The following is a 26,388-nucleotide window of genomic DNA, read 5'->3' as shown; positions in this document are numbered from 1 at the left end:
TCTAGGCTCACTCCTTATTGGTCCATATGTTTTTTTAATTCTGATAAATCACCATACCATCTTTCAACACTATGGTCTTCGCTTATCCCTAGTTTTATCTTTTCTTTTACCTTATAATCTATTTCTGTAAAACTTATCCCCAATCTTTTTGCTAAAAGATACGTTATCATTATTATATTCGCTAAAGTATCTTGAAGTGCTTCATCTAAAGGTTTTACACCTTTTAAAATCAGATTAAACAAATCCCCTAAACTCATTAGCAACTCTGTCTTCATCCATTCCATTATTTTAACATTTCTTGTTACATCGGAACCCTTATCTAATCTCACAGTTGCCCCCCTCCTTAATATATAAACATTATAACATAAATCATAGTATATTTAACTAGATAAACAAAAAAACGAGCCATAGGGCTCGTCCTTTTCTTAATCTAATGTATATGGTAAAAGCGCTATGTTTCTAGCTCTTTTTATTGCAACTGTTACTTCTCTTTGGTGCTTAGCACAAACTCCAGAGATTCTTCTTGGTAATATCTTACCTCTTTCAGTTACGTACTTTGATAATCTTTGAGTGTTTTTATAATCTATTCTAGCATCTTTAGAAGCACAGAATTGACAAACTCTTTTCTTTTTACGTCTCTTTTTGTTTATCATAGTAATTTTCCTCCTTTTTTAGAATGGGATATCATCATCATCTATTGCTTGGAAACCTTGAGGATCTAATCCTTTTGGTTCAAAACTAGGCTCAAAATTCGGTTCGAAACCTTGATGATTCCCTTTATATGAACTTTCAGATTTATTTTTAGTATCTAGGAATTGTACTCTATTAGCATTAACTCTAGTAGCTCTTCTAGTTTCTCCAGCTTGATTTTGGTAACTATCGATTCTTATAGAACCTTGTATAGCTACAAGACTTCCTTTACCTATATAGTTAGCGCAATTCTCTGCAGATTTGCCCCAAACTTGTATATCTATAAAATCCGTTTCTTTTTTCCCATCTTTACCTGAAAACTCTCTATCAACAGCTATTGCGAAGTTTGCAACAGGAGTTCCACTTCCTGCGATGTATCTTAACTCGGGATCCCTTGTTAATCTACCCACTAATACAACATGGTTCATAATAACACCGCCTTTTACATAATAAAACTAGTTATTAAGCAACAACTATCATGTGTCTTATTACGTTTTCATTTATCTTTAAGTTTCTATCTATTTCTTTAGGAACTTCTACACCAGCTTTAAAGTTAACTAATACGTAGTGACCTTCGTTGAACTTAGCTATTGGATAAGCTAATTTTCTAGTTCCCCATACGTCAACTTTAACAACTTCACCTTCAGTAGCAACAACTTCCTTAACTTTGTTAAGTACAGCTTCTCTTGCTTCTTCATCAGCGTTTGGCTTTACTACGAAAACTAATTCATAATTTCTCATTATTTTTCACCTCCCTTTGGACTTAACGGCTCTACTAAGTAGAGCAGAGATAATGAGATTCAAATCTCATACTTACACATTCTATCATTACTATGTATAAATGTCAATTTGATTTTGCATCTCTTGTTGTATTATTGCATTTTTTTTGAAGTTAATACGTATATATTCAATTATATTAGCTAATAATACAATTATATAGCCCCCATAATTTAAATATATTTCATCCCAATCTCTCCTAAAAAGGGTGGTCATTAGACCACCCTTTTTAACATATATAAATATTCAATTCTAAGCTTCTACTCCAACTTGCATATATTGTTTTAAAACTGCCCCTAGTCTATTTATACCTTCAACTATTTTTTCATCAGTCATAGTTGAATAGTTAAGTCTAAAGCAATTTTCTTTTCCTCCATTAGGGAAGAATGATCCACCTGGAACGTATGCAACATTATTTTTTAAACAATCTTGCATTATAACTTTTGCATCTAAATGGCTTGGTAGCTCTACCCATGTAAATAATCCACCTTCTGGATGAGTGTAATCTAATCCTTCTGGGAATGCCTCTGCCATAGTTTTTAACATAAGATCTCTACGTCTTCCATATACTTCTTTTAATTTTTCAACATGTGCATCTAAATCATATATATCCATAAATTTACTTACTTCTCTTTGAGATATACTTGATGCCTGTAAATCTGATCCTTGTTTTACGAATACGAATTTACTTAATATTTCTGGAGATGCACACGTCCAACCTAATCTATATCCTGGGCAGAATATTTTTGAAAAACTTCCTAAATAAACTACTAAGTCTTTTACATCCATTGATTTTAAAGATGGTAAACTTTCACCCTCAAATCTTAATTCTCCGTATGGATTATCTTCTATAACTGGTATTTCATATTTATTTACTATTTCCATAAACTGCTTACGTCTTTCCATTGGCCATGTTCTTCCTGTTGGGTTTTGGAAATCTGGTATTACATATATCATTTTAACTCTATCAGTAGTTGCTAATATTTTTTCTAATTCATCCATCATCATACCTTGCTTATCTGTTGGAACTTCTATAAATTTAGGAGAATAAGCTTTAAAAGCATTTAATGCTCCTAAGTAAGATGGACTTTCACATAAAACTACATCATCTTCATCTAAAAAGACTTTTCCCGCAAAGTCTAATCCTTGTTGTGAACCATTAGTTATTAATATATCATCTTTTGTAACGTTAGTTTTACTCTTTTTATTCATTCTATCTGCTATATGCTCTCTTAAAGCAGGAAATCCTTCTGTAGTAGAGTATTGAAGAGCTGCAGTTCCTGATTCTTCTAAAACTAATGTTGATATTTTTTTCATTTCTTCTACTGGAAATAATTCTGGTGCTGGTAATCCACCAGCGAAAGATATAATCTCTGGATTCTCTGTAAGTTTTAAAAGTTCACGTATTTCTGATCCCTTTAATGATTCCATTCTTCTTGCAAATTTAATAGCCATAATTAACGCACCCCCTGAAATTGTTTTCCTTAGTTTAATTATAGCAACATTCTATCTAATTCGATACTAACTTTTATATTTTCTGAATTTTCTTTCTATTTCTATTTCGATTTACTAACTATCTTTTTTATTCTCTTTTCTAATGTTGCTCTATCTAACATAATCATTCTTAAGCATTTTGTACATTTAATTTTTATATCCATACCTGTTCTTGTTATTTCAAACTCCTTGCAACCACAAGCATGTTGTTTTTTAAGTTCAACAATATCCCCTACATTAATATTCATAGGCATCTAAAATCACTCCTTTTATCCTATCTGATTTACTTCTTTTTTTCCATCTTCCAATCTATTTATATTATATATTCCCTTATATTCTATATTATTTACTGCTAAAATTTCTTTTATATTTTTTATATCGTTATATAAAAATCTAATTGATATTCCACAACTAGCAGTTATTTCTCTTGGTGTTGGTAAAGTTGTGGAGGTTATTCCATTCTCTCCAAATAATTTATCTGATCTTATCGCATGATGCGTTGAGTTAAATGATACTATATACATTTCATTCATTTTTCTATCCTCTTTCTAATTTCTTATTTTCGTAATATATTACTTAAATAGATTTATCAGCTTTTAAGTAAATAATATAATCTATATGTTTTTATTAAAGTAAGGCTACATAGTCGATATGTAGCCTTAATTCATTATTTATATAGATATAGTTTGTGATGTATTTTTCATTATATCCACTATGTTATACATATTAGTAATACAGCCAACTTGTAGTGTTTCTTTTAATCCATAGTAATCTAGACATGTACCACAAGATAATACTTCAACACCCGATTCCTCAAGTATTTTAAGATTTTCTATAGTTGCTTTGTTTTGTGCAGTGAGTTTAACCCCTGAATTAACAAAAACTATGTATTTTGGATAAGGTTTAGCTTCTGTTAATGTGTATATAAATCCTTTTATAAGCACATCTCCTAATTCATCATTTCCTTCTCCCATTTTATCTGAAGATATAAAGATACATTTATTCTCTAATTCATTATTTTTTTTACTTTCTATTATAACATTTTCTCCCTTTTTTATCTCTATTACAATTAAATCTTTTTCATCTTTTATTATCTTAGTTTCACAGTTTGAAGAACTTGATAACTTTAATATATTTTCTTTAGCTATCGAATTATCAACGGTAACTATTACTATACCCTTTTCTAACTTGTCTAATTCTTTTTTTGTATTTACAACTGGCTTAGGACATGCTAAACCTCTTGCATCTATCTCTATTAACATTTATATCATCATCTCCTTATACTTATTCAAATTTATTCTATCATACATCTATTTTTATCTGTTATAGATTTTTTCTATATATCTATAGATTAACTTTAGAGATAATATAACAAAAAAACTCCTTAAAGGAGTTTTTTGTTATATTATTTCTAAAGTTTTATACATAGATACTCCCTTTTGGTAGTATTCTAATTCTTTATCTTTCGATACACTAGAGTATAATTGTCCTAAATCTATATATAGATTGGCTAAAGTCTTGTCATCACCTAACTCTGATATTATCTTAGTACACTTAGATAAATATTCTATAGCTAATGCATTTTCATTTTGAATTCTATACATATCTGAATATAATTTTAATGCTCTATATTCATTAAATTTATTTCTAGATTTTATTGAAAATGCTAATGCCATCTTACAGTAGTTCCTAGCTAAATCAAAATCTTTTGCTTGTATATAAGCATTTACTATATTATATAAACTGTTCATAGCACATTCGTCTTCATCATTCTTTTTTATATCATAAGCTTTATGTGAATATTCTAAGACTTTTTCTGTATCTCCTAAATCTTTATATATATCACATATAGTTAAATAAACGTTTGCTATTCCTGTTTTATTTTCCTCTGCTTCTAGTAATTCTAATGCTTTTTTGAAATACTCTTTAGCCTTATCATAATTACCTATGTTTAAAAGGTTATTTGCTTTTAAAACTATCATATCTACTTCTTCTTGTACATTATTTTGTAAATCTATTTTATTTATCTTCTCTATATACTCTAGAGATTTATCAGACTGACCTAATTTTATATGACAATAAGCCATATTACTATATAATTCTTTATGTATGTCCATATCTTCAATTTGACTTTCTAACAATACTTCTTCTGCAAAATCAAAATGACTTATAGCTCCTTTATAAAAGCCTTCTTTAACATATATCTTACCTATATTTAAATAACATTTAAATATATTTTCTTTATCATTATTCTTTATAAAAAAGTATAATGCTTTTTCAAAATTACCAACTACAAGGTTGTAATTTTCTCTTTTTAAATTTATACTTCCTAATAAAAAATTACATTTCCCATAATTATGTATTAATTTATATTCTTTACATATTTGTAATACTTGATTTATTAATTGTTCTGCTTCCTCTAATTCATTAGCTTTAATAAAGATTTCACTTTGCAGTATAAGATTATCCGTTATCTTTTTAGACTGCATTTCTTTTGTTTCTAATAAATAATCTGTACTTACCTCTAGTTTTTGTGACAAGTAATCTAGTAATTCATAGCTAGTGTGAGATTTATCTCTTTCAATGTGACTTATTTGAGCTGCAGTAATTCTATCTCCTGCTAGTTCCTTTAATGTCATATTCTTTTCTTTTCTTAATTTTTTTATCTTCTCTCCTAAACTCAGAATATCCATACTACGCTCCCCCCTTATGAAACCATTTTCTTATACTATGATTATAACTTATATTTATATTAAAAACACTATGTATTTTGTAGTATTTTAGGTATTCATGTAAATTTTATTATCCTTTTAAGATTATTTTTTTAATAATATTAATATCTTATAAATAATTTCATAATTTATATTATAAATTTAAGTCTTATTTTCAAAAACAAAAATAAGACTTAAATAGCATTCAAACTACTTAAATCTTATTTCTATTTACTGTTAATTATTATTAGATATCTCCTTTAATGCTTTTATAGCTTCATCTATTTCAGTTTTAGTATTAAAATATCCTAAACTAAATCTAACTACTCCTTGTTCTAAAGTCCCTAAAGTCTGATGTGCTAAAGGTGAGCAATGTAGTCCTGATCTAGTAGCTATTTGATATTCACTATCTAGTAAAAATGTTATTTCTCCTGAGTCCATATTTCCAATATTTATTGATATTACTGCTGCTCTTTTTTTACTGTCTTTGGTACCATAAATAATTATATTAGGTACTTCTTCAAGTTTCTCTAACATATATTTACACAGTTCTTCCTCATGGGCTCTTATATTATCTATTCCCTATTCTAGGATAAATTTTATACCTTCATTTAATCCTACAATTCCAGGAGTGTTATGAGTTCCTGCTTCATATTTATCAGGCAATAATTCTGGTTGGAATAAGTCTTCAGACTTGCTTCCAGTACCACCTTCTTTTAAAATATCAACATTTAGTCCATCTCTTATATATAGGATTCCTGTTCCTTGTGGACCTAGTAAACACTTATGTCCTGGTGCAGCTATCATATCTACATTTATATCTACTACATTTATATCATATACTCCTGCTGTTTGAGATGCATCAACTAAATATAGTATATTATGTTCTTTTGCAAGCTCTCCAACCTGCTTTATATCTACTAATGTACCAACTACATTTGAGGCATGCGTTGTTACAATTAATTTCGTGTTTGGTTTTATAGCATTTTGTAACTCTTCAATATTTAAAAATCCCTCTTTGCTGCATTGAACTATAGTATTTTCAATGCCATGCTTTTCTAATGCTTTTATAGGTCTTATTACAGAGTTATGTTCCATACTTGTAGTTATTATATGGTCTCCCCTTTTGACCACACCTTTAATAGCTAAATTTAATGAATCCGTAGCATTGTTTGTAAACACTATATTCATTGGATTATCTACATTGAATAACTTTGCTATATTTTCTCTTGCGTCATATATTTCTCTTGCTGCTCTCATAGCCAGTTTATGCCCTGCTCTACCTGGATTAGCGCAGTAATTCTTCATACAATCCATAATAGCATCGTATACTTTTTCAGGTTTTGGATATGTAGTGGCAGCATTGTCTAAGTAAATCATATAAAATTTCCTTTCTTTGTTTTAATTCTCTTCAAGAAGCATAGATACTATATTGTTTAAATCATCTTCATTATAATATTCTATTTCTATTTTTCCTTTTTTCTTTCCTTTTGATATAATTACTTTTGTTCCAAAAATATTTCTCAACTTATCTTCTACATCAATAATAAATATATCTTTATCTTTTTTGCTTATTTCATTACCAGTTTCATCTGTCTTGCTTTCAAATATCTTCTTAGCTAATCTTTCTGTTTCTCTAACTGATAATTCTTCTTCAATAACTTTGTTAGCTAACTCTAACTGAACTTCTTGGTCTGCAACTCTAAGTAGTGCTTTACCATGTCCTGCAGTTAAGTAACCACTCTCTATCTTTTCTATAACTTCTTTGCCTAAATTTAATAATCTAATCGTATTAGTTATATGTGGTCTACTTCTTCCAACTGCTTCTGATATCTCTTCTTGTGTAACTTCATAATGTTGTATTAAACTTCTATATGCTATTGCCTCTTCTATAGAATTTAAATCTTCCCTCTGTAAGTTTTCTATAAGAGCTATCTCCATTATATCTTTCATAGGGATATCTTTTATAACTGCAGGGATATCTTTTTGTTCTGCCATTTTTGATGCTCTATATCTTCTTTCCCCTGCAATTATCATATATTTTCCGTTTTCATCAGGTTTAACTACTATAGGTTGTAATACGCCATAATGTTTTATAGATGCACTTAATGTTTTTATCTTTTCTTCATCAAATACTTTTCTTGGTTGAGTATCATTTGGATACACTTTGCTTAAGTCTATGCTTACTATTTCTTTGCTATCTATATCATCTTTTACATCAGGTATTAATGCACTTAGCCCTCTTCCTAATCTATTAGTTCTCTTTGGTACTTTTTTTTCCATATTATATTATATCCTCCTCTAAATCTATAAACTCCTCTGCTAAGTCCATATATGCCTCTGTCCCTTTACATTTAGTATCATAGTAAATCGCTGGTTTACCATGACTAGGAGCTTCTGCCAATCTAACATTTCTTGGTATTAATGTTGTATATACACTGCCTTTAAAGTATTTCTTAACTTCTTCCACTACCTGAATTGATAAATTAGCCCTTCCATCAAACATACTAAGTACAACACCTTGTATGTCTAAATTCGGATTAAGCTTAGATTTAACTAGTTTGATGGTCTCCATAAGTTGACTAACACCTTCTAATGCATAATATTCGCATTGTATTGGTATTAAAACACTATCAACTGCTGTCAGAGAATTTATAGTTAGCATTCCTAATGATGGAGGACAATCTATAAATATGTAATCATATTCTTCTCTTATACTTTCTATTGCATTTTTTAATATAAACTCTCTATTTTCCATACTTGTAAGCTCTATTTCAGCTCCCGATAATTCTGTAGCTGCTGCAATTATATCTATATTCTCAAATTCTGTATTAATTATAGCCTCTTTAATATCTAGTCCATCTAGCATAACTTCGTATATTGTACTCTCTACACTACTTTTATCTATTCCATATCCACTTGTCGTATTTCCTTGTGGATCTAAATCTAAAACTAATACCTTTTTTCCTATCTTACCTATACTTGCACTTAAATTTACATTTGTAGTAGTTTTTCCTACTCCACCCTTTTGATTGAACACAGCTATCACTTTGCTCACATGATTTCCCCCTTTTGTGTCTTTTAAAAAAAGATTACTGCGAAGCAGTAACCTTTTTATTTTTTAGGAATCTTTACAACAACTTCCATATAATCGCCTTTATCTACTTCGTTATATTTAGCTTCAATTCCTGTTCCTATTATTGCATCAAATGCTTGCTTCATGGTATTTAAGTATATCCTTATAGCCATAGCACTTTTTATATTCTGTTTTTTTTCTGGTTCTTGAGTATCTTGTAATTCTTCTAATATATCCTTTATCAACTTTTCTGTTTTTTTTACAGTTAGCTCATTTTTTATTACTTTATCCAAGACCTCTCTCATTAGTTCTTCATTAGGTAATTTAAGAAGCGCTCTAGCATGTCTTTCTGTCAAATCCTTTTCTACCAAGTTTATTTTTATTTCATTTGGTAATCTTAATATTCTAAGTTTATTAGCTATAGTCGATTGATTCTTACCTAACTTTTCAGCTAATTGTTGTTGAGTAAACTCGTGTTCTTTTATTAGATTTTCATACCCCATTGCTTCTTCTATGAAGTTTAAATCTTCTCTTTGTAGATTTTCTAACAACGCTAGTACAGCAGAAGATTCATCCGACATGTTATTTATAATAGCTGGGACAACTTGAAGATTTGCTAACTTAGCAGCTCGTAATCTTCTCTCCCCTGCAATTAATTCATATTTATCATCTTTAACTCTAACTGTTATTGGCTGAAGTATTCCATAAGTTTTTATAGATTTACTTAGTTCTTCTAGTGCTGACTGTGAAAATACTTTTCTTGGTTGATATGGATTTGGAACTATATTTTCTATAGGTATCTCCATAACTCTTTTATCTTCCATAACATCCCTCTCTCATTAGATATAAATATATTTGAATTTCATTAACTACTTACAAATTAATACTACATTAGATACATATGAGTATAATATTTCTTCATATACTTATATAATCCTTCTATTTTGTTTTATTTTTAGTATATTTTTAGTTATTTCTTAAAAAATAATATATTTTATACAAAAATACATTTTATTTTATAGGGCTTTTTGCTGCTTTACCCGCTTTTCTTGGATATTTCTCTGGGGTACTTCTTACTTTTTTGAATACTAATATATTATGATCTAAATCTGTTTCAGGAAGTTCTATATCTATCTTCTCTATTAATTCTATCCCTAAAACTTCCATAGCTGCTTTAGATTCTTCTAACTCTAAATTTGCATTGGGTCCTTTTAAACAAATAAAATATCCCCCAACTTTTACAAAAGGTACGCAAAATTCCATTAATATAGGTAACCCTGCAACTGCTCTTGCAGTAGCTACATCATACTGTTCTCTATATTCTTCTAATTTCCCAAAATCTTCTGCTCTTCCATGTATAAACTCTATATTATCTAATTCTAAGCTATCACTTACTTCTTGTAAGAAGTTTATTCTTTTATTTAAAGAATCTAAAAGTGTTAATTCTATATTTTCTAAACATATTCTTAAAGGAAGCCCCGGGAAACCTGCTCCAGTACCAACATCTATTATCGATATTCCATCTTTTATATAGTTATTTTTTACTGATGAAACCGAATCTAAGAAGTGTTTTATATACACTTCTTTTTCATCTTCTATTCCAGTAAGATTCATTTTTTGATTCCAGTCGACTAATATTTCCCTGTAAATTCTAAAATCATTTAGAATTTTATCACTTGCTGTTATACCTAAATCTTCAAGACCTTTTTTTAATATATCTCTATTATTCATTTTTCCCACCTCTAGTTCTTCTCATTTGTTCTAAATAGATAAGAAGTACTGAAGTGTCAGCAGGTGAAACCCCTGATATACGAGATGCCTGACCTATAGATATTGGTTTTATATCATTAAGTTTTTGTCTCGCTTCTATTCTTAATCCCTCTATCGATAAGTAATCTATTTCTTCCGACAGTTTTTTATTTTCAAGTTTTTTAAATTGATCTATTTGTTTTAATTGTTTATCTATATATCCTTCATACTTTGTCATTATTACACATTGTTCTCTTACTTCATCAGATACCTCTTCTCCAGCACCTTTTCCTACAGCTTCTATTAAACTATACGTAACCTCTGGACGCTTTAGGAATTCATATAAAGATATTCCAACTTTTATTTCTGATGCTCCCATTTCAGTTAAAAGGTGATTTACCTCTTTAGGAGTTACTCTTTTAGTTTTTAATCTTTCGATTTCTTTTGCTACTTCTTCTTTCTTATTTAAGAATCTTTGATATCTGTCTTCTTTAACTAATCCTATTTCATGACCTCTTTCAGTAAGTCTCATATCTGCATTATCTTGTCTTAGATATAATCTATATTCTGATCTAGATGTCATCATTCTATATGGTTCATTAGTTCCTTTAGTGATTAGGTCATCTATTAAAACACCTATATAAGCTTCTGATCTATCAAGTATAAAAGGCTCTTTACCTTGTATCTTAAGAGCTGCATTTATTCCAGCTATAAGACCTTGTGATGCAGCTTCTTCATAACCTGATGTTCCATTAAATTGACCCGCACTAAATAGGTTTTCGACACCCTTTACTTCAAGTGTTATCTTTAATTGAGTTGGATCTATACAATCATATTCTATAGCATATGCTGGTCTCATTATCTTTGCATTCTCAAGACCAGGTACACTTTTATACATTTGTAATTGGACTTCATACGGTAAACTCGTTGATATACCTTGGATATACATTTCTTTTGTATTTAAACCCTCTGGTTCTATAAATATTTGGTGTGATTCTTTATCATTGAATCTCACTACTTTATCTTCTATTGAAGGACAATATCTAGCTCCTGTACTTTCTACTTTTCCGCTATACATTGCTGATCTATTCAAATTGTTCACTATTATCTCATGTGTTTTCAAATTCGTTCTTGTTAAATAACATGGTTCTTGCTTTATGTTTAAATTATCACTTAAGAAAGAAAATGGAGTTATTTTTTCATCACCTTCTTGGATATCCATTACAGAGAAATCTATGCTATCACTATGAATTCTAGCTGGAGTACCCGTTTTAAATCTTCTCATGTTTAATCCTAATTTAACTAATCCTTCAGTTAAATGTTTTGCATATCCTAATGCATTTGGACCTTCGTAGAATGATATTTCTCCTATATATATTTTAGAGTTTAAATAAACTCCTGTTGATAATATAACTGCTTTAGCTTCATATTTACATCCTAATTTTGTTACTACACCTTTAACTACATTATCCTCATGTAATATATCAATAACTTCATCCATAACTATCTCTAAATTAGGTTGATTTTCTAAAGTTTTTTTCATTTCAGTGTGGTATTTATACTTATCCGCTTGTGCTCTCAATGAATGTACTGCTGGTCCTTTTGCAGTATTTAACATTCTACTTTGTATAAATGTCTTATCAGCATTTATACCCATTTGGCCACCTAGTGCATCTATTTCTTTTACTAGTTGACCTTTTCCTGTACCCCCTACTGATGGGTTACATGGCATTAATCCAATAGAGTCTAAAGACATTGTTACTACTAATGTCTTCTGTCCCATTCTTGCGGTTGCTAAAGCAGCTTCACATCCAGTATGTCCTGCTCCAACTACTATTACATCATATTTCCCTGCTTCGAAATTTATCATGTCTGTATCCTTTCTGTTAAACATTAATGTTTCACGCAAAACATATATAAGTAAGTATCTATACTATAATTAGCTTATTAGTACATACACTTATATTTATATAATTTTTATTTTAAATTTTTATATATTATACTTATATTATTTACCTATACAGAAATTACTGAATATAGTATCTAATAAGTCTTCTTTTACAGTATCTCCGTTTATATATCCAAGGTAATCCCATATGTTTTTGAAATCCACTTCTATAAAGTCATATGGAAGATTTTGATCAATAGCTTTTATAGCATCATTAATAGATTCATATGCTCTTAGTAATGCATCTTTATGTCTAGAATTTGTTATTACTACGCTAGACGTATTTTTAACACTTCCCTTATAAACCATAGACTCTATTTTATCATGTAATTCTTCTATTCCTTTATGTTGTAATGCTGATATTTTTATTATGCTAGCACTATCAACATATTGATTTAACTTATCTTCTTCTATTTTTTGTTCTAAGTCTGCCTTATTTAACAGTACAATAGTCTTTTTATTTTCTAGTTTTTTCAGTATATCCATATCTTCATCAGAAAGCTTTCTTGATGAATCTAGAACCATTATAACTAAATCTGCACTATTGAATGACTCTTTAGATTTTTCTACTCCTATTTTTTCAACTACATCTTCAGTCTCTCTTATACCTGCTGTATCTACTATTTTAAGAGGTATTCCCTTTATATTTACAAATTCTTCAATTATATCTCTAGTAGTACCTGGTATATCTGTAACTATGGCTCTATTTTCTCCTAATATAGAGTTTAATAATGATGACTTACCTACATTTGGCTTACCTACTATAACTGTTTTTAATCCATCTCTAAGTATTTTGCCACTTTCAGCTGTATCATATAATTTTTTAATTTCAGTTCTAAGACCTTCAGCTTTTTCACTAAGAGTTTGATATGTTATTTCTTCTATATCCTCTTCTGAGAAATCTATTGCAACCTCTAAATGAGCTAATACTTCTGTAACGTTCATTCTTAGCTCTTTTATTTTATTAGATAAAGATCCTTCTAATTGGTTTTGTGCTACTTCATGAGCCATATCAGTTTTAGCTTTTATTACATCTATTATAGCTTCTGCTTGAGATAAATCTATTCTGCCATTTAAGAATGCTCTTTTTGTAAACTCACCTGGATCTGCTAATCTTACATCTTTTGATAATATAAGTTCTAATATTTTCTTTACAGAAATAAATCCACCGTGACAATTTATTTCTATAATATCTTCAGTTGTATATGAATTTGGTCCTTTCATATAAGCTAGTAAAACTTCATCTATAACATTATCACTGTCTACTACATTTCCATATATTAACGTTCTTTGTTTATATTCTTTTATAGGTTTTCCAGACATAGATTTAAACACTTTTTCTGCAACTTCAAGTGATTTTTCTCCACTGATTCTTATTATACCTATACCACCTTCACCGGGTGCTGTTGCAATCGCTGCTATAGTATCATCTATAAACACGTGTATCACCTCTTATTATTTAATTTCGCTACTTTTAATTCTTTCCTTAATCCTAACATTATATAAAATAAATGACAAAAATAAAACCCCCTATTATATAGGAGGTTAAGTTTTATCTTTTATACTCTATTACCAATCTTCTGTAAGGATCAGTTCCTTCACTGTATGTATTCACATATTTATCATTTTGAAGAGCAGAATGAACTATTCTTCTTTCATAAGGATTCATATAATCTAATCTTTTAGTTTTTCTAGTCTTAGCTACTTCTCTAGCTACTTTATTTGCATATCTTATTAAAGATTCTTCTCTTTTAGATCTATAGTTTTCTATATCTACAAGTACTCTCATATGAGAATCTTTATTTATTTTGTTAAGTGCTAGTCCAGTTAAAAATTGTATAGAATCTAGAGTTTCTCCTCTTCTACCAATTAAACTCGCTGCATCTTTACCTTCTATGTTTACCTTGATTAAATTGTTATCTTGATTAACATTTATTTTAGAGTCTATATTAGAGTTTCTAAGTATATTTTCTACAAAATTCTTTGCTATTTCTAGTTCTGTTAATTCTGTTTCAATAACTGTAAATTTGTATATACCTTCTTTTGCCCCTATAAACCCTAAGAACCCTTTGGTAGGATGTTCTAAAACTTCAATTTCTAACTCTTCTAAAGTTACATTAAGTTGAGCTATTGCTTTATTTATAGCATCTTCTTTACTTTTACTTCTTATTTCTAGGTTTGCTCTCATTTATTACTTCCTCCTTAGAATTAGCCAGTTTAGCTTTTAAAGGATTCATTACTAAGTAGTGTTGAGCTATAGAGAATAAGTTACCTGCTGTCCAATATAATGTAAGACCAGCTGGGAACTTGAACCCCCAATATAACATCATTGCAGACATTACATATGTCATAGTCTTCATAGAACCTTGTTGTTGATCCTTTGGCATCATTAACATTTGCATTACAAATGTAGTTACCCCTGATATTATAGCTAATATATAATCTGGCTTATTTAAACTCTTTACCCATAAAAATACCATATCTGCATTTTGTAAAGCAGCTTGGTCTGCAAAAACTCCCCAATGAACTGGATTTCTTAATACATTATATAATCCAAATAATATTGGCATTTGTATTAATAATGGTAAACATCCTGCTACTGGATTGACTTTAGCTTCTTTATATAAATTCATTATTTCTTGTTGTTGTTTTTCTGGCTTACTCTTATACTTCTCTTGAATTTCTTGTAATTTAGGCTGTATATCTTGCATTGCCTTTGTTGATTTTGTTTGTTTTATTGTAAGTGGTAATAACAGTACCTTTACAAAAACTGTAAATAATATGATTGAAAGTCCATAGTTTTGAACGAATTCAACTATTGTTTTTAGGACACTGCCTAATAAACCATTTATAATGTTCAATGATTATACCTCCTAGAGTATATTGTATTTTTATTTTAGGGGATCATAGCCGCCTGGATGAAAAGGGTGACACTTTGATACTCGTTTTATTGTTAAATACATACCTTTTAGCAATCCGTATTTACTAAATGCATCTATTGAGTATTGTGAACATGTTGGATAAAATCTACAGGTGGGTCCTTTTAAAGGAGATATAAATTTTCGATAGAATTTAACTAAACAAATACATAATTTCGCCAAATGCTTATTTATTTCCTTTAATATAAATTTTATTTTTTCCAAAGTGAAGCCCTCCAGGTTCAAATACTTAATTTTACGTTAATTTAATATTTGCTTTTTTTATTAAATGATTTATAGATTTTTCGATGTCTTTGTACTCTGCTTGATTACTAGCAACTCTTGCTATAAAAACTATATCATATCCAATTTTAACGTTTTCATCGACATTTAATCTATAAGCTTCTTTTATTCTTCTTCTTACTTTATTTCTAGTAATAGCTTTGCCTACCTTTTTAGAAACTGAAATTCCTACTTTAGTAGATTCCGATTTATTATCCAGTATATACATTACTAAATGTCTATTTGCAAAAGATTTGCCGTGTTTATATACTTTTCTAAAATCAGAGTCTTTTTTCAAGCCTTTCGTTCTGTTAAAGTCCATCTTAAACCCTCCGTAAACACAGCTAATAATTATAGTTTCTAAACAAAAAGGCCACTTTCGCAGCGGCCTTTTTTAATTATTAATGAGTTAATCTATTTCTTCCTTTAGCTCTTCTTCTTCTTAACACGTTTCTTCCGTTAGACGTTTTCATTCTCTTTCTGAAACCATGTTCTTTACTTCTTTGTCTTTTCTTTGGCTGATAAGTTCTTTTCATCTATTGCACCGCCTTTCAGATTTTTTTCCGTTTATAAAAATAATAACTTTACCCTCAAAGTAAACATAACACATACAATTATAAATCCTTTTATATTTGTTGTCAACGTGTTTTTGGACAGGACAAACAACAAAATTACTTCTATATAAAGTTCTATATATTTTATAAATTATACATCTATTGATATAAACCAGTATAGTTAAATTTATTAACATTATGTCTTTTCTTTTAATCTTGTTGTTTATTTACAAATGATTGATATTACTATTGTGTATTAATTTATCAACAGGTGTTGAATATTGTGGATAAATTAAGGATTAAATCTTGAAGTTTGACATTTATTCTGATATTATTAATATACTTGTTGATAATGTTCATAAAAAATATCAACTTATTAACGTTATACACAAGCTGTGGATACAAATGTGTATAACTTCTAAGTATAAAGACAATACTTTAGTTATAAACTACATTTATTATATATTGATACTATTTATAACTTTATATACATATTGTTTATATCTTTTTAGTCTTTATGCATGATTTATGTTATTAGTATTTTATCCACATGATTATCCATAGTTTTAGTTATTAAATAAAATACTTATATTTTTTTGCCTTTTTTGTTAATAACTTTGTGGAAAATGTTAATTATTCGGTTCGGAGGTTTATATTATGGATATAGTTTCTTTATGGGACAAAACACTACAATTAATAAAAGGAGAATTATCTCCACCTAGTTTTAATGCTTTTTTTAAGCAAATAGTACCTCTAAAAGTATACATGAGTGAACTAATACTTTTAGTACCTAATGATTTTACTAAAGGTATTTTAGAAGATAGATACTTAACTCTAATCGAAAGCTCTGTAAATCAGCTATCATTAAAAAAATATAATGTTAAATTTGTTTTAAGTGAAAAAGATGTAGAGGGATTAGGTGAAGAAAATAGATCTTCTACATCAAAAAAGAATTATCCTAATCTAAATCCTAAATATACTTTTGATACCTTCGTAATAGGTAACAGTAATAGATTTGCTCATGCTGCATGTGTTGCAGTTGCTGAATCACCTGCAAAAGCATACAATCCTCTTTTCTTATATGGGGGCGTAGGATTAGGAAAAACACACTTAATGCATGCAATAGGACATCATATAATGACTCAAAAAAAGGATCCTAAAGTTGTTTATGTTTCTTCAGAAAAATTTACAAATGAACTTATAAATTCTATAAAAGATGATCGAAATGAAGAATTTAGAAATAAGTATAGAAATGTAGATATACTTCTGATAGATGATATTCAATTTATAGCTGGAAAAGAGAGAACGCAAGAAGAATTTTTCCATACCTTCAATTCATTACATGAGGCAAATAAGCAAATAATAATTTCTAGTGATAGACCACCAAAAGAAATACCTACCCTAGAAGATAGATTGAGATCTAGATTTGAGATGGGTCTTATAACTGATATTCAAGCTCCCGACTTTGAAACTAGAATAGCAATACTTAGAAAAAAAGCTCAAATAGAAAATATTGATGTATCTAATGAGGTAACTACTTATATTGCTAAAAATATAAAATCTAATATAAGAGAATTAGAAGGTGCACTTACTAGAGTAATCGCTTACTCTTCTCTTACTAATAGAACAATATCTTTTGAGCTTGCTATAGAAGCATTAAAAGATATTATTACTACTTCTAAAAATGAAGAAATCACAGTAAATAGAATAAAAGAAAAAATAGCTTCTGTATTCGATTTGAAAATGGAAGATTTCAACTCTAAGAAAAGAACTAGATCAATATCTTATCCAAGACAAATTGCAATGTATTTATCTCGTGAACTTACAGATTTATCTCTTCCTAAGATAGGATACGAATTTGGGGGACGTGATCATACAACAGTTATCCATGCGCACGATAAGATTATTAAAGATATTCAAGCAAACGAAGAAATTAAGATTAAAATAGATAAAATAATATCAGATTTAAAGGGATAATTTATAAACAATTGTCTGTGGATATGGTGTTGATATAATGTGGATATTTTTTTGCGTCTAATTTTATGCACAAAATGTTAGATTTAAACTAACAAAGATATTAACACTCTATACACATGTTGATATCTTTGCAGTTATTCTGTTTGACATACTTATACACATTATCAACAACACCTACTACTATTACTACTATTATTTTTAGTTATTTTTATATATAAATGCCACAAGGAGGTTATCCACAATGAAGATAATTTGTAATCAAAAAATTCTAGCTAATAAAATAGGAATTTCTCAAAAAGCTATTAATGGAAAAACAACATTAGAACTTTTAAAAGGCATACTATTATCAGCAAAAGACGATCAGTTAAAATTAACTGGATATGATTTAGAGATAGGAATAGAAACTTATACACAAGCAGAAGTAATTCAAGAAGGAGAAATAGTTGTAAATGCTAGACTTTTTGGGGATATAATTAGAAAATTACCAGATTCATTTGTTGAAATAGAAACAGATGATGAAAATAATGTTTATATAAATTGTGTTAATTCTAGATTTAAAATAAAAGGTGATTCTGCAAAAGAATTTCCTAAGTTACCAGAAGTAAATAAAGAGGATTTATACAGCATACCTCAAGACTTGCTAAAAAATATGATAAAGCAAACTGTATTTGCCATATCTCAAGATCAAACAAAGCCTGTGTTAATGGGTGAGCTTTTAGAAATAGTTGATGGGAATATAAGCTTAGTTGCAATAGATGGATATAGATTAGCTGTAAGAAGTTGCAAAGTCGATAATATGATAAATAATGCAAAATTTATAATACCTGGTAAAGCATTAACTGATGTAAATAGTTTATTATCATCAGAAGAAGATGTTAAAGTAGGATTTGACGAAAAGAATGCAATATTTATCATACACGATACAAAAATCATAACAAGACTTTTAGAAGGTGAATTTATTGATTATAAAAAATTACTTCCAAGAGAGCATAATTCAAAAGTAAAATTAAATACTAAAAACCTTTTGAACAGTATTGAGAGAGCATCACTATTATCTCAATCAGAAAAGAATAATTTAATAAAATTATCAATAAGGGATAATGTTATGGCTATAACTTCTAATACAGACAAAGGAAATGTATATGAAGAAGTCGCTTTAGAGTTAGAAGGTGATTATTTAGATATAGCTTTTAACTCAAGATATTTCTTAGAAGGATTAAAAAATATTGATAGCGAAGAAATATTCATAGAATTTACGACAAATGTAAATCCATGTATAATAAAACCTGCTGATGGAGTTAAGTATACATACTTATTACTTCCAGTAAGAATATCATCAAATATATAATATACACAAAGGGGAGTGTCATAAAATGATTAATCAAATCATTCTACAAAACACTCTCTTTTTTTTGACACATCCTTTGTAACTATTTTTGTGATATAATATATTTTTAGCGTAGTAGTGTAAAAATAAGTAAAACAATAGATAGGAGGAATTAATTATGATAGAGATAAGTATAGATTCAGAATATATAAAGTTAGACCAATTTCTTAAGTTAGCAGATATTGCTTCAACTGGTGGACATGCTAAATTCTTAATATTAGAAGGTTTAGTTAAAGTAAACGGTGAAGTAGAAATAAGAAGAGGTAAAAAATTAAGACCTCAAGATATAGTAGAAGTTGAGGAAAATAAAATAAAAGTAGTGTAAAAAGGAGACCCTTTTATGCGACTAAATAGTTTACAGTTAATCAATTTTAGAAATTATGATAATTTACATCTTGAATTTAATAAAAAAGTCAATCTTCTTGTAGGAAAAAATGGTCAAGGAAAGACTAATATAGTAGAATCTATATATATGCTTTCTTTTGGAAAATCATTTAGAACGAATAAAGACAAGGAGATTGTAAAGTTTGAAAGTGAAAATTTGTATGTTGGAGGAAGTTATTCAAAACAACATACAAATGGTCTAATAGAGATAGCAATTGGCAAGAATAAAAAAGGTATAAAAGTAAATAAAATTCATATCCAAAAAATCCAAGAATTACTTGGAAACATAAATGTTGTAATATTTTCACCTGAAGACTTAAGACTTGTTAAAGAAGGACCAAAAGAACGTAGGTCATTTATTGACAAGGAAATAAGTCAAATTATGCCGAAATATTATAGCTATCTTACAAGTTATAATAAAATATTATTTCAGCGAAACCAGCTATTAAAGAGTAAATATATAGATAAAGCTTTATTAGATGTTTATGATGAAAGCTTAGCTCAATATGGAAGCTATATTTATGTGCTAAGAAGAGATTTTATAAAAAAAATAGCTGATATATCTAGAAATATGCATGAAAAATTAACTGACGGCATTGAAAATTTATTAATTACATATAAAAATCAAATTGATATATGTGGTGAAGATACCGTAGCTACTGTGTATAATAAGTTTTTGGATAAACTTACATCAAATAGAGCACATGATATAGAAACTAGGACGACTAAGTATGGATTACATAAAGATGACCTAAATATTTTCATAAATGATTTAGATGTAAGATTATATGGATCTCAAGGTCAGCAAAGGACAGCTTCAATTTCTTTAAAACTATCAGAAATAGAATTAATAAATAATGAAATTGGTGAATATCCAATTTTAATTTTAGATGACGTGTTTAGTGAATTAGACGAAACAAGGCAAAAGCTATTGGTAGATAACTTAAGTGTAGTTCAAATGTTTATAACTACAGCTGAAGTTTCACATAAAAATATATTTGATAAAAGTAATACTACTATTTTTAATATTAATCAAGGATGCGTTATTAACATAGAGAATGGAGGGAACTAGATGAAACAAGAATACGGTGCAAGTCAGATACAAGTACTAGAAGGATTAGAAGCAGTTAGAAAAAGACCTGGTATGTATATAGGTTCAACAGGTCCTAGAGGTTTACACCACTTAGTTTATGAGGTAGTAGATAATAGTATAGATGAGGCTTTACAAGGATATTGTTCAGATATATATGTATCTATAAACGAAGATGGAAGTATTTTAGTAAGAGATAATGGTAGAGGTATACCAGTAGAGGTACATCCCCAGACTGGAAGATCAACTCTAGAAACAGTTTTAACAGTTCTTCATGCAGGAGGAAAATTCGGTGGAGGAGGATACAAGGTATCTGGAGGTCTTCATGGAGTTGGGGTTTCTGTAGTTAATGCATTATCTAAGTGGTTAGTTGCAGAAATTTCTAGAAATGGTAAGGTATACAGACAAACTTACGAAAAAGGAATACCTACATCAGAACTTGAAGTGGTAGGAGAATCTAAGCATACAGGAACAGTAACAAACTTTATGCCTGATGAAACAATATTTGAAGAAGTAGAATTCAAATATGAAACTTTAGAGCATAGACTTAGAGAATTATCTTTCTTAAATAAAGGAATAAAAATCGTATTTGAAGATAAGAGAGAAGAAAGTGCTAAAAGAAAAGAATTCTGTTATACAGGTGGATTAATTGAATATGTTAAGTATTTAAATAAGACTAGAACAGGTATACATGATGATATAGTTTATATAGATAAAACAGTTAAAGATTGTGTAGTTGAGTTAGCTATGCAATATACTGATGGATATACAGAGAACATATATTCTTTCGCAAATAATATAAGTACTCATGAAGGTGGAACTCACTTAGCTGGATTTAAAACAGCTATTACGAAAACAATAAATGAATATGCAAAAAGAAATAAATTATTAAAAGAGAGCGAGCCTAACTTAATAGGTGAAGATATAAGAGAAGGTCTTACTGCTGTAGTATCAGTTAAGCTTCCAGAGCCTCAATTCGAGGGTCAAACGAAGACTAAATTAGGTAATACAGAAATGAGAGCAATAGTTGATAGTGTAACAGTTGAAGAACTAGGAGGATTTTTAGAAGAAAATCCAACTACAGCTAGAATAATAGTTGAAAAAGGTCTTAGAGCTCAAAGGGCAAGAGAAGCTGCTAAAAGAGCGAGAGAATTAACTAGAAGAAAGAGTATACTAGAAAGTACATCATTACCAGGGAAATTAGCAGACTGTGCTGAGAAAGATCCTTCTAAGAGTGAAATATTCTTAGTCGAAGGGGATTCTGCCGGTGGATCTGCTAAACAAGGTAGAGATAGACATTCACAAGCAATATTACCATTAAAGGGTAAAATACTTAATGTAGAGAAATCTAGATTAGATAAAATATTATCGTCAGAAGAAATAAAAAACATGATAACTGCATATGGTTGTGGTGTTGGTAATGATTTTGATTTAGAAAAAGCAAGATATCATAAAATTGTTATAATGACCGATGCCGATGTCGATGGAGCTCATATAAGAACATTACTTTTAACATTATTATTTAGATATATGAGACCACTTATAGATAATGGATATGTTTATATAGCACAGCCACCATTATACAAAGTTAAAAAACAAAAGAAAGAACATTATGTCTACTCAGATAAAGAATTAAACAATTTATTAGATGAAATAGGTAGAACAGGTGTAGAGCTTCAAAGATACAAAGGTCTTGGAGAGATGAATGCAGAGCAATTATGGGATACTACAATGAATCCTGAAACAAGAACATTATTACAAGTATCAGTAGAAGATGCAGTAATAGCAGATGAGATATTCTCAATGCTTATGGGTGATAAAGTTGCTCCAAGAAAAGAGTTTATAGAAGAAAATGCAGTATATGTTAAGAACTTAGATATATAGGAAAGGGGATGAGTATCAATGGAAGAAAATAATAGAATAGTCCCTATTGAAATAGCGGATGAGATGAAAAAATCGTATATGGATTATGCTATGAGTGTTATAGCTGGACGTGCTCTTCCGGATGTAAGAGATGGTCTTAAGCCAGTTCATAGAAGAATACTATATTCAATGAGTGAGTTAAATTTAACTCCAGATAAACCTTATAGAAAGTCTGCCCGTATTGTCGGGGACGTTTTAGGTAAGTACCATCCACATGGAGATAGTGCCGTTTACTTAGCAATGGTAAGAATGGCACAAGATTTCTCAACTAGAGGGCTTTTAGTTGATGGGCATGGTAACTTTGGTTCTGTAGATGGTGATTCACCAGCCGCAATGCGTTATACAGAAGCTAGAATGAGTAAATTATCTCTTGAATTATTAAGAGATATAGATAAAGAAACAGTTGATTATACACCTAACTTTGATGAATCTTTAAAAGAACCATCAGTGTTACCAGCAAGATATCCAAACTTATTAGTAAATGGATCTAATGGTATAGCAGTTGGTATGGCAACAAGTATACCTCCTCATAACTTAGCAGAAGTTATAGATGCTACTATACATTTAATAGATAATGAAGATTGCGCAATTGAAGATTTAACGCAATTTATAAAAGGTCCAGATTTTCCTACTTCAGCAATAATAATGGGGAAAGAAAATATAGCGAATGCATATAGCACTGGTAGAGGTAAGGTAAAAGTTAGAGCTAGAGCTTATATAGAAGAACTACCAAAGGGTAGACAACAAATAATAGTTACAGAAATACCTTACCAAGTAAATAAGGCTAGGTTAGTAGAGAAAATAGCTGATTTAGTTAAAGATAAGAAATTAGAAGGAATCTCTGATTTAAGAGATGAAAGTAATAGAAATGGTATGAGAATAGTTATAGAACTTAAGAGAGATGTTAATGCTAATATAGTATTAAATAATCTTTATAAACATTCTCAAATGGAAGATACATTCAGTATAATAATGCTTGCATTAGTTGATGGTCAGCCAAAAGTATTAAATCTTAAGCAAATGTTATACTACTATGTAAAACATCAAAAAGATGTTGTCACTAGAAGAACTAAATTTGAATTAAATAAAGCTGAGGCTAGAGCACATATATTAGAAGGTTTAAAAATAGCTTTAGATAGTATAGATGCAGTTATAAGGTTAATAAGAGGGTCTAAGACTGCCATAGAAGCTAAGACTGGATTAATTGAACAGTTTAAATTAAGTGATATACAAGCTCAAGCTATACTTGATATGAAACTTCAAAGGCTTACAGGTTTAGAAAGAGACAAGATAGAAGCTGAATATCAAGAATTAATGAAGAAAATCACTAAATTAAGAGAGATATTAGCTGACGAAGTATTACTTCTAAATGTAATAAAAGAAGAAATGAGAATAATAAAAGAAAATTATTCGGATGAGAGAAGAACTGAGATAAGACATGCTGAAGGTGAAATAGACGAAAGAGACCTTATTGAAGTTGAAGAGATAGCTATAACTCTTACTCATTTTGGATATATAAAGAGAGTACCATCAGATACTTATAAGAGTCAAAATAGAGGTGGAAGAGGTATATCTGCTCTTACAACTAGAGAAGAAGACTTCGTTAAACACCTTGTAACAACAACAACTCATAGTAGGGTATTATTCTTCACTAACAAAGGTAGAGTATTTAGATTAAATGCTTATGAAATACCTGAAGGAAAGAGACAAGCTAAGGGAACAGCTATAGTAAACTTACTTCAATTAGGACCTAATGAGAAGATAGCAACATTAATAGCAATAGATGATAATGATGCAGATCAATACTTATTATTAGCGACTAGAAACGGTATAGTTAAGAAAACTAAGCGTGAAGAATTTAAAAATATAAACAAATCTGGGTTAATAGCTATAGGATTAAGAGAAGATGATGAGCTTATAGATGTTAAAGTAACAGATGGAAGTAAAGAAGTTCTTTTAGTAACTCAAGGTGGTATGTCTATAAAATTCGATGAAAATGATATAAGACATATGGGTAGAACAGCTATGGGTGTAAAAGGTATAAGTTTATCAAATTCAGATAAAGTGGTATCTATGGGTCTATGTGATGAAGGTACAGAAGTATTAGTAGTTAGTGAAAATGGATTCGGTAAAAGAACAGATATAGGAGAATACAGAAGCCAAATTAGAGCTGGAAAAGGTATAAAAACTTACAATATAGCTGAGAAGACAGGACAAATTGTTGGGGCAGAGATGGTAAATGAAGATGATGAAATGATGATAATAAACTCAGATGGAGTTCTTATCAGATTAAGAGTCAATGAAATATCATTATTTGGAAGAGTAACAAGTGGAGTTAAGTTAATGAAAACTAACGATGAAGTTAATGTGGTTTCTATTGCTAAAATAAATATAGAAGAAGAATAGGATTATATCCTATTCTTTTTCTATAATTTAATACAGGAAAAAATTGTATAGGAGAGGAGAATATATTATGAGTAAGAAAAAAGGTAAATATCTATTGCTAGGTGCATTTTTAGGATTCATAGCTGGTTTATTCCTTGCGCCAAAAAAAGGTTCTGAGTTAAGAAGAGAAGCTAAAGATAAAATAGAAGAAGTTAAGGAAAATCCAAAAGAAGTTCTACAAGAAACATTTGATGGGGTTAAAGAAAAGATAAATAACATGATAGATGATAATTTTATAGATGAAGATATAAATATATGCGAAGATGAAATAGTCATAAGTAAAAGTTTTGATGAAGAAGGGGATAATAATTAATGGATGCAGTGGGATGGCAAATAGGGGCGATTTTATTAGGCGCATCAGCATTGATTGTAGCAATATACATAAGTAAATTATTACACAGTGCAACTAAAGTTGTTGAAAAAGCTTATAAAATAGTTGACTATAATGAAAGACACATACATGAAACTATAGAAAATATAACTTCAATTACAAGAAATACAGATGAAATAGTAGATGTTATAAGTAAAATTACTAGTATAAGAAAGATATTTAGATTTATAAAAAGATAATTGGATACTTAAAGGAGGTTTATAAATGTCAATAAACATAAATTCAAAGTTAGATATTCAAAATAATTTTTGGGATATTTCTTTAGAAGGTGAATTAGATGTTTCAACAGCGGATAAATTAAAGGAATATTTACATACTCTAGTAACAAAAAAAATAGTAGATATGAAAATAAATGTTACTAATTTAGACTACATAGATTCAACGGGTTTAGGTGTTATGATAGGCGTCTTAAAAAAATTAAAAATTAGTGATAAAGAAATATACATAATAAATCCTAAGAACAACGTTAAAAAGATTTTTACTATAACAGGTTTAGATAAAATATTTAAAGTGGAGGGATAGACTTTGAATTGTGAAACAATAAAAATGGAGATAACTTCAAATCCTGACTATGTAGGTATTATAAGATTAA

General features: G+C 29.1%; 29 protein-coding genes and 1 pseudogene. 9 read left to right on the top strand and 21 right to left on the bottom strand.

Annotated features, from left to right (window positions below; genetic code table 11):
• Nucleotides 1-14 precede the first annotated feature (14 nt).
• The 21 genes and pseudogenes from AC11VW_RS05210 to rpmH all read right to left on the bottom strand — a co-directional run bounded on the left by AC11VW_RS05210 (nucleotide 15) and on the right by rpmH (nucleotide 16,181).
• Nucleotides 15-329 (bottom strand): MazG-like family protein, encoded by a 315-nt coding sequence (locus tag AC11VW_RS05210; RefSeq protein WP_484300338.1) that lies wholly within the window; start codon nucleotides 327-329, stop codon nucleotides 15-17.
• A gap of 96 nt (nucleotides 330-425) precedes the next feature.
• Nucleotides 426-653, bottom strand: coding sequence for a 30S ribosomal protein S18 (gene rpsR, locus AC11VW_RS05205; RefSeq protein WP_484300337.1), 228 nt, complete (start codon nucleotides 651-653; stop codon nucleotides 426-428).
• Nucleotides 654-671: 18 nt separating this feature from the next.
• Nucleotides 672-1,118 carry a single-stranded DNA-binding protein gene (locus AC11VW_RS05200; protein WP_484300336.1) on the bottom strand — a complete coding sequence of 149 codons (447 nt, stop codon included), beginning with the start codon at nucleotides 1,116-1,118 and terminating at the stop codon, nucleotides 672-674.
• A gap of 34 nt (nucleotides 1,119-1,152) precedes the next feature.
• Nucleotides 1,153-1,431, bottom strand: coding sequence for a 30S ribosomal protein S6 (rpsF, locus tag AC11VW_RS05195; protein WP_484300335.1), 279 nt, complete (start codon nucleotides 1,429-1,431; stop codon nucleotides 1,153-1,155).
• Between the two features lie 288 nt (nucleotides 1,432-1,719).
• Nucleotides 1,720-2,922, bottom strand: a complete 1,203-nt coding sequence (locus AC11VW_RS05190) for an aminotransferase-like domain-containing protein (protein WP_484300334.1) — start codon at nucleotides 2,920-2,922, stop codon at nucleotides 1,720-1,722.
• Nucleotides 2,923-3,023: 101 nt separating this feature from the next.
• Nucleotides 3,024-3,215: a DUF951 domain-containing protein gene (locus AC11VW_RS05185; RefSeq protein WP_484300333.1), complete on the bottom strand. Its 192-nt coding sequence runs from the start codon at nucleotides 3,213-3,215 to the stop codon at nucleotides 3,024-3,026.
• A gap of 15 nt (nucleotides 3,216-3,230) precedes the next feature.
• Complete coding sequence (locus tag AC11VW_RS05180) at nucleotides 3,231-3,494, bottom strand: putative Se/S carrier protein (protein ID WP_484300332.1); 264 nt, start codon at nucleotides 3,492-3,494, stop codon at nucleotides 3,231-3,233.
• 138 nt (nucleotides 3,495-3,632) lie between these two features.
• Complete coding sequence (gene yedF, locus AC11VW_RS05175) at nucleotides 3,633-4,223, bottom strand: sulfurtransferase-like selenium metabolism protein YedF (protein ID WP_484300331.1); 591 nt, start codon at nucleotides 4,221-4,223, stop codon at nucleotides 3,633-3,635.
• 138 nt (nucleotides 4,224-4,361) lie between these two features.
• Nucleotides 4,362-5,654, bottom strand: a complete 1,293-nt coding sequence (locus tag AC11VW_RS05170; protein WP_484300330.1) for a helix-turn-helix domain-containing protein — start codon at nucleotides 5,652-5,654, stop codon at nucleotides 4,362-4,364.
• 255 nt (nucleotides 5,655-5,909) lie between these two features.
• Nucleotides 5,910-7,052 (bottom strand): annotated as a pseudogene (locus AC11VW_RS05165) (aminotransferase class V-fold PLP-dependent enzyme).
• Nucleotides 7,053-7,073: 21 nt separating this feature from the next.
• Complete coding sequence (locus AC11VW_RS05160) at nucleotides 7,074-7,955, bottom strand: ParB/RepB/Spo0J family partition protein (protein ID WP_484300329.1); 882 nt, start codon at nucleotides 7,953-7,955, stop codon at nucleotides 7,074-7,076.
• A 1-nt stretch (nucleotide 7,956) separates the two neighbouring features.
• Nucleotides 7,957-8,730 carry a ParA family protein gene (locus AC11VW_RS05155; RefSeq protein ID WP_484300328.1) on the bottom strand — a complete coding sequence of 258 codons (774 nt, stop codon included), beginning with the start codon at nucleotides 8,728-8,730 and terminating at the stop codon, nucleotides 7,957-7,959.
• A 56-nt stretch (nucleotides 8,731-8,786) separates the two neighbouring features.
• Nucleotides 8,787-9,572: a nucleoid occlusion protein gene (gene noc / locus AC11VW_RS05150; protein WP_484300327.1), complete on the bottom strand. Its 786-nt coding sequence runs from the start codon at nucleotides 9,570-9,572 to the stop codon at nucleotides 8,787-8,789.
• A gap of 187 nt (nucleotides 9,573-9,759) precedes the next feature.
• Nucleotides 9,760-10,479 carry a 16S rRNA (guanine(527)-N(7))-methyltransferase RsmG gene (gene rsmG, locus AC11VW_RS05145; RefSeq protein WP_484300326.1) on the bottom strand — a complete coding sequence of 240 codons (720 nt, stop codon included), beginning with the start codon at nucleotides 10,477-10,479 and terminating at the stop codon, nucleotides 9,760-9,762.
• Entirely contained in the window at nucleotides 10,472-12,367 is a 1,896-nt protein-coding gene (gene mnmG, locus AC11VW_RS05140; protein WP_484300386.1) for a tRNA uridine-5-carboxymethylaminomethyl(34) synthesis enzyme MnmG, read from the bottom strand. Before mnmG ends, rsmG begins: the two co-directional genes overlap by 8 nt.
• Before the next feature lie 138 nt (nucleotides 12,368-12,505).
• Nucleotides 12,506-13,885: a tRNA uridine-5-carboxymethylaminomethyl(34) synthesis GTPase MnmE gene (gene mnmE / locus AC11VW_RS05135; RefSeq protein WP_484300325.1), complete on the bottom strand. Its 1,380-nt coding sequence runs from the start codon at nucleotides 13,883-13,885 to the stop codon at nucleotides 12,506-12,508.
• Nucleotides 13,886-13,997: 112 nt separating this feature from the next.
• The gene (gene jag, locus AC11VW_RS05130) at nucleotides 13,998-14,633 is read right to left on the bottom strand and encodes an RNA-binding cell elongation regulator Jag/EloR (RefSeq protein ID WP_484300324.1); all 636 of its coding nucleotides are present in this window, start codon (nucleotides 14,631-14,633) and stop codon (nucleotides 13,998-14,000) included.
• Nucleotides 14,605-15,306 carry a YidC/Oxa1 family membrane protein insertase gene (locus tag AC11VW_RS05125; protein ID WP_484300323.1) on the bottom strand — a complete coding sequence of 234 codons (702 nt, stop codon included), beginning with the start codon at nucleotides 15,304-15,306 and terminating at the stop codon, nucleotides 14,605-14,607. The genes jag and AC11VW_RS05125 overlap by 29 nt, the downstream gene beginning before the upstream one ends.
• Before the next feature lie 30 nt (nucleotides 15,307-15,336).
• Entirely contained in the window at nucleotides 15,337-15,588 is a 252-nt protein-coding gene (yidD, locus tag AC11VW_RS05120; protein WP_484300322.1) for a membrane protein insertion efficiency factor YidD, read from the bottom strand.
• A 31-nt stretch (nucleotides 15,589-15,619) separates the two neighbouring features.
• Nucleotides 15,620-15,967: a ribonuclease P protein component gene (rnpA, locus tag AC11VW_RS05115; protein ID WP_484300321.1), complete on the bottom strand. Its 348-nt coding sequence runs from the start codon at nucleotides 15,965-15,967 to the stop codon at nucleotides 15,620-15,622.
• A gap of 79 nt (nucleotides 15,968-16,046) precedes the next feature.
• Nucleotides 16,047-16,181 (bottom strand): 50S ribosomal protein L34, encoded by a 135-nt coding sequence (rpmH, locus tag AC11VW_RS05110; RefSeq protein WP_026899768.1) that lies wholly within the window; start codon nucleotides 16,179-16,181, stop codon nucleotides 16,047-16,049.
• A 675-nt stretch (nucleotides 16,182-16,856) separates the two neighbouring features.
• Here rpmH and dnaA point away from each other — a divergent pair.
• From dnaA to AC11VW_RS05065, 9 genes are all read left to right on the top strand, one after another.
• Nucleotides 16,857-18,176, top strand: a complete 1,320-nt coding sequence (gene dnaA / locus AC11VW_RS05105) for a chromosomal replication initiator protein DnaA (RefSeq protein ID WP_484300320.1) — start codon at nucleotides 16,857-16,859, stop codon at nucleotides 18,174-18,176.
• Nucleotides 18,177-18,417: 241 nt separating this feature from the next.
• Nucleotides 18,418-19,524 carry a DNA polymerase III subunit beta gene (dnaN, locus tag AC11VW_RS05100; protein WP_484300319.1) on the top strand — a complete coding sequence of 369 codons (1,107 nt, stop codon included), beginning with the start codon at nucleotides 18,418-18,420 and terminating at the stop codon, nucleotides 19,522-19,524.
• Nucleotides 19,525-19,681: 157 nt separating this feature from the next.
• On the top strand, nucleotides 19,682-19,888 hold the full coding sequence (gene yaaA / locus AC11VW_RS05095; protein ID WP_484300318.1) for a S4 domain-containing protein YaaA: 207 nt from the start codon (nucleotides 19,682-19,684) through the stop codon (nucleotides 19,886-19,888).
• A 15-nt stretch (nucleotides 19,889-19,903) separates the two neighbouring features.
• Nucleotides 19,904-21,019 (top strand): DNA replication/repair protein RecF, encoded by a 1,116-nt coding sequence (gene recF, locus AC11VW_RS05090; protein WP_484300317.1) that lies wholly within the window; start codon nucleotides 19,904-19,906, stop codon nucleotides 21,017-21,019.
• Nucleotides 21,020-22,921 (top strand): DNA topoisomerase (ATP-hydrolyzing) subunit B, encoded by a 1,902-nt coding sequence (gene gyrB, locus AC11VW_RS05085; RefSeq protein ID WP_484300316.1) that lies wholly within the window; start codon nucleotides 21,020-21,022, stop codon nucleotides 22,919-22,921.
• Between the two features lie 18 nt (nucleotides 22,922-22,939).
• On the top strand, nucleotides 22,940-25,366 hold the full coding sequence (gene gyrA / locus AC11VW_RS05080) for a DNA gyrase subunit A (RefSeq protein WP_484300315.1): 2,427 nt from the start codon (nucleotides 22,940-22,942) through the stop codon (nucleotides 25,364-25,366).
• 67 nt (nucleotides 25,367-25,433) lie between these two features.
• On the top strand, nucleotides 25,434-25,718 hold the full coding sequence (locus AC11VW_RS05075) for a YtxH domain-containing protein (protein WP_484300314.1): 285 nt from the start codon (nucleotides 25,434-25,436) through the stop codon (nucleotides 25,716-25,718).
• Nucleotides 25,718-25,975, top strand: coding sequence for a DUF948 domain-containing protein (locus tag AC11VW_RS05070; RefSeq protein ID WP_484300313.1), 258 nt, complete (start codon nucleotides 25,718-25,720; stop codon nucleotides 25,973-25,975). The genes AC11VW_RS05075 and AC11VW_RS05070 overlap by 1 nt, the downstream gene beginning before the upstream one ends.
• A gap of 25 nt (nucleotides 25,976-26,000) precedes the next feature.
• On the top strand, nucleotides 26,001-26,318 hold the full coding sequence (locus AC11VW_RS05065) for an STAS domain-containing protein (RefSeq protein ID WP_484300312.1): 318 nt from the start codon (nucleotides 26,001-26,003) through the stop codon (nucleotides 26,316-26,318).
• Nucleotides 26,319-26,388 lie beyond the last annotated feature (70 nt).

It is taken from the genome of Romboutsia sp. (assembly GCF_056995035.1).
Note: the sequence above shows the minus strand (reverse complement) of the source record. Positions and strands in the feature narration are given on the sequence as shown.

What these genes read in the sequence shown, in the direction of transcription:
- yaaA (WP_484300318.1), top strand. Translation starts at nt 19,682, where the DNA reads ATGATAGAGATAAGTATAGATTCAGAATATATAAAGTTAGACCAATTT.
- mnmG (WP_484300386.1), bottom strand. Translation starts at nt 12,367, where the DNA reads ATGATAAATTTCGAAGCAGGGAAATATGATGTAATAGTAGTTGGAGCA.
- rpsF (WP_484300335.1), bottom strand. Translation starts at nt 1,431, where the DNA reads ATGAGAAATTATGAATTAGTTTTCGTAGTAAAGCCAAACGCTGATGAA.
- rpsR (WP_484300337.1), bottom strand. Translation starts at nt 653, where the DNA reads ATGATAAACAAAAAGAGACGTAAAAAGAAAAGAGTTTGTCAATTCTGT.
- AC11VW_RS05170 (WP_484300330.1), bottom strand. Translation starts at nt 5,654, where the DNA reads ATGGATATTCTGAGTTTAGGAGAGAAGATAAAAAAATTAAGAAAAGAA.
- gyrA (WP_484300315.1), top strand. Translation starts at nt 22,940, where the DNA reads ATGGAAGAAAATAATAGAATAGTCCCTATTGAAATAGCGGATGAGATG.
- gyrB (WP_484300316.1), top strand. Translation starts at nt 21,020, where the DNA reads ATGAAACAAGAATACGGTGCAAGTCAGATACAAGTACTAGAAGGATTA.
- dnaN (WP_484300319.1), top strand. Translation starts at nt 18,418, where the DNA reads ATGAAGATAATTTGTAATCAAAAAATTCTAGCTAATAAAATAGGAATT.
- AC11VW_RS05185 (WP_484300333.1), bottom strand. Translation starts at nt 3,215, where the DNA reads ATGCCTATGAATATTAATGTAGGGGATATTGTTGAACTTAAAAAACAA.
- rsmG (WP_484300326.1), bottom strand. Translation starts at nt 10,479, where the DNA reads ATGAATAATAGAGATATATTAAAAAAAGGTCTTGAAGATTTAGGTATA.
- rpmH (WP_026899768.1), bottom strand. Translation starts at nt 16,181, where the DNA reads ATGAAAAGAACTTATCAGCCAAAGAAAAGACAAAGAAGTAAAGAACAT.
- AC11VW_RS05200 (WP_484300336.1), bottom strand. Translation starts at nt 1,118, where the DNA reads ATGAACCATGTTGTATTAGTGGGTAGATTAACAAGGGATCCCGAGTTA.
- jag (WP_484300324.1), bottom strand. Translation starts at nt 14,633, where the DNA reads ATGAGAGCAAACCTAGAAATAAGAAGTAAAAGTAAAGAAGATGCTATA.
- noc (WP_484300327.1), bottom strand. Translation starts at nt 9,572, where the DNA reads ATGGAAGATAAAAGAGTTATGGAGATACCTATAGAAAATATAGTTCCA.
- AC11VW_RS05190 (WP_484300334.1), bottom strand. Translation starts at nt 2,922, where the DNA reads ATGGCTATTAAATTTGCAAGAAGAATGGAATCATTAAAGGGATCAGAA.
- AC11VW_RS05075 (WP_484300314.1), top strand. Translation starts at nt 25,434, where the DNA reads ATGAGTAAGAAAAAAGGTAAATATCTATTGCTAGGTGCATTTTTAGGA.
- recF (WP_484300317.1), top strand. Translation starts at nt 19,904, where the DNA reads ATGCGACTAAATAGTTTACAGTTAATCAATTTTAGAAATTATGATAAT.
- AC11VW_RS05065 (WP_484300312.1), top strand. Translation starts at nt 26,001, where the DNA reads ATGTCAATAAACATAAATTCAAAGTTAGATATTCAAAATAATTTTTGG.
- dnaA (WP_484300320.1), top strand. Translation starts at nt 16,857, where the DNA reads ATGGATATAGTTTCTTTATGGGACAAAACACTACAATTAATAAAAGGA.
- AC11VW_RS05180 (WP_484300332.1), bottom strand. Translation starts at nt 3,494, where the DNA reads ATGAATGAAATGTATATAGTATCATTTAACTCAACGCATCATGCGATA.
- rnpA (WP_484300321.1), bottom strand. Translation starts at nt 15,967, where the DNA reads ATGGACTTTAACAGAACGAAAGGCTTGAAAAAAGACTCTGATTTTAGA.
- yedF (WP_484300331.1), bottom strand. Translation starts at nt 4,223, where the DNA reads ATGTTAATAGAGATAGATGCAAGAGGTTTAGCATGTCCTAAGCCAGTT.
- AC11VW_RS05160 (WP_484300329.1), bottom strand. Translation starts at nt 7,955, where the DNA reads ATGGAAAAAAAAGTACCAAAGAGAACTAATAGATTAGGAAGAGGGCTA.
- AC11VW_RS05070 (WP_484300313.1), top strand. Translation starts at nt 25,718, where the DNA reads ATGGATGCAGTGGGATGGCAAATAGGGGCGATTTTATTAGGCGCATCA.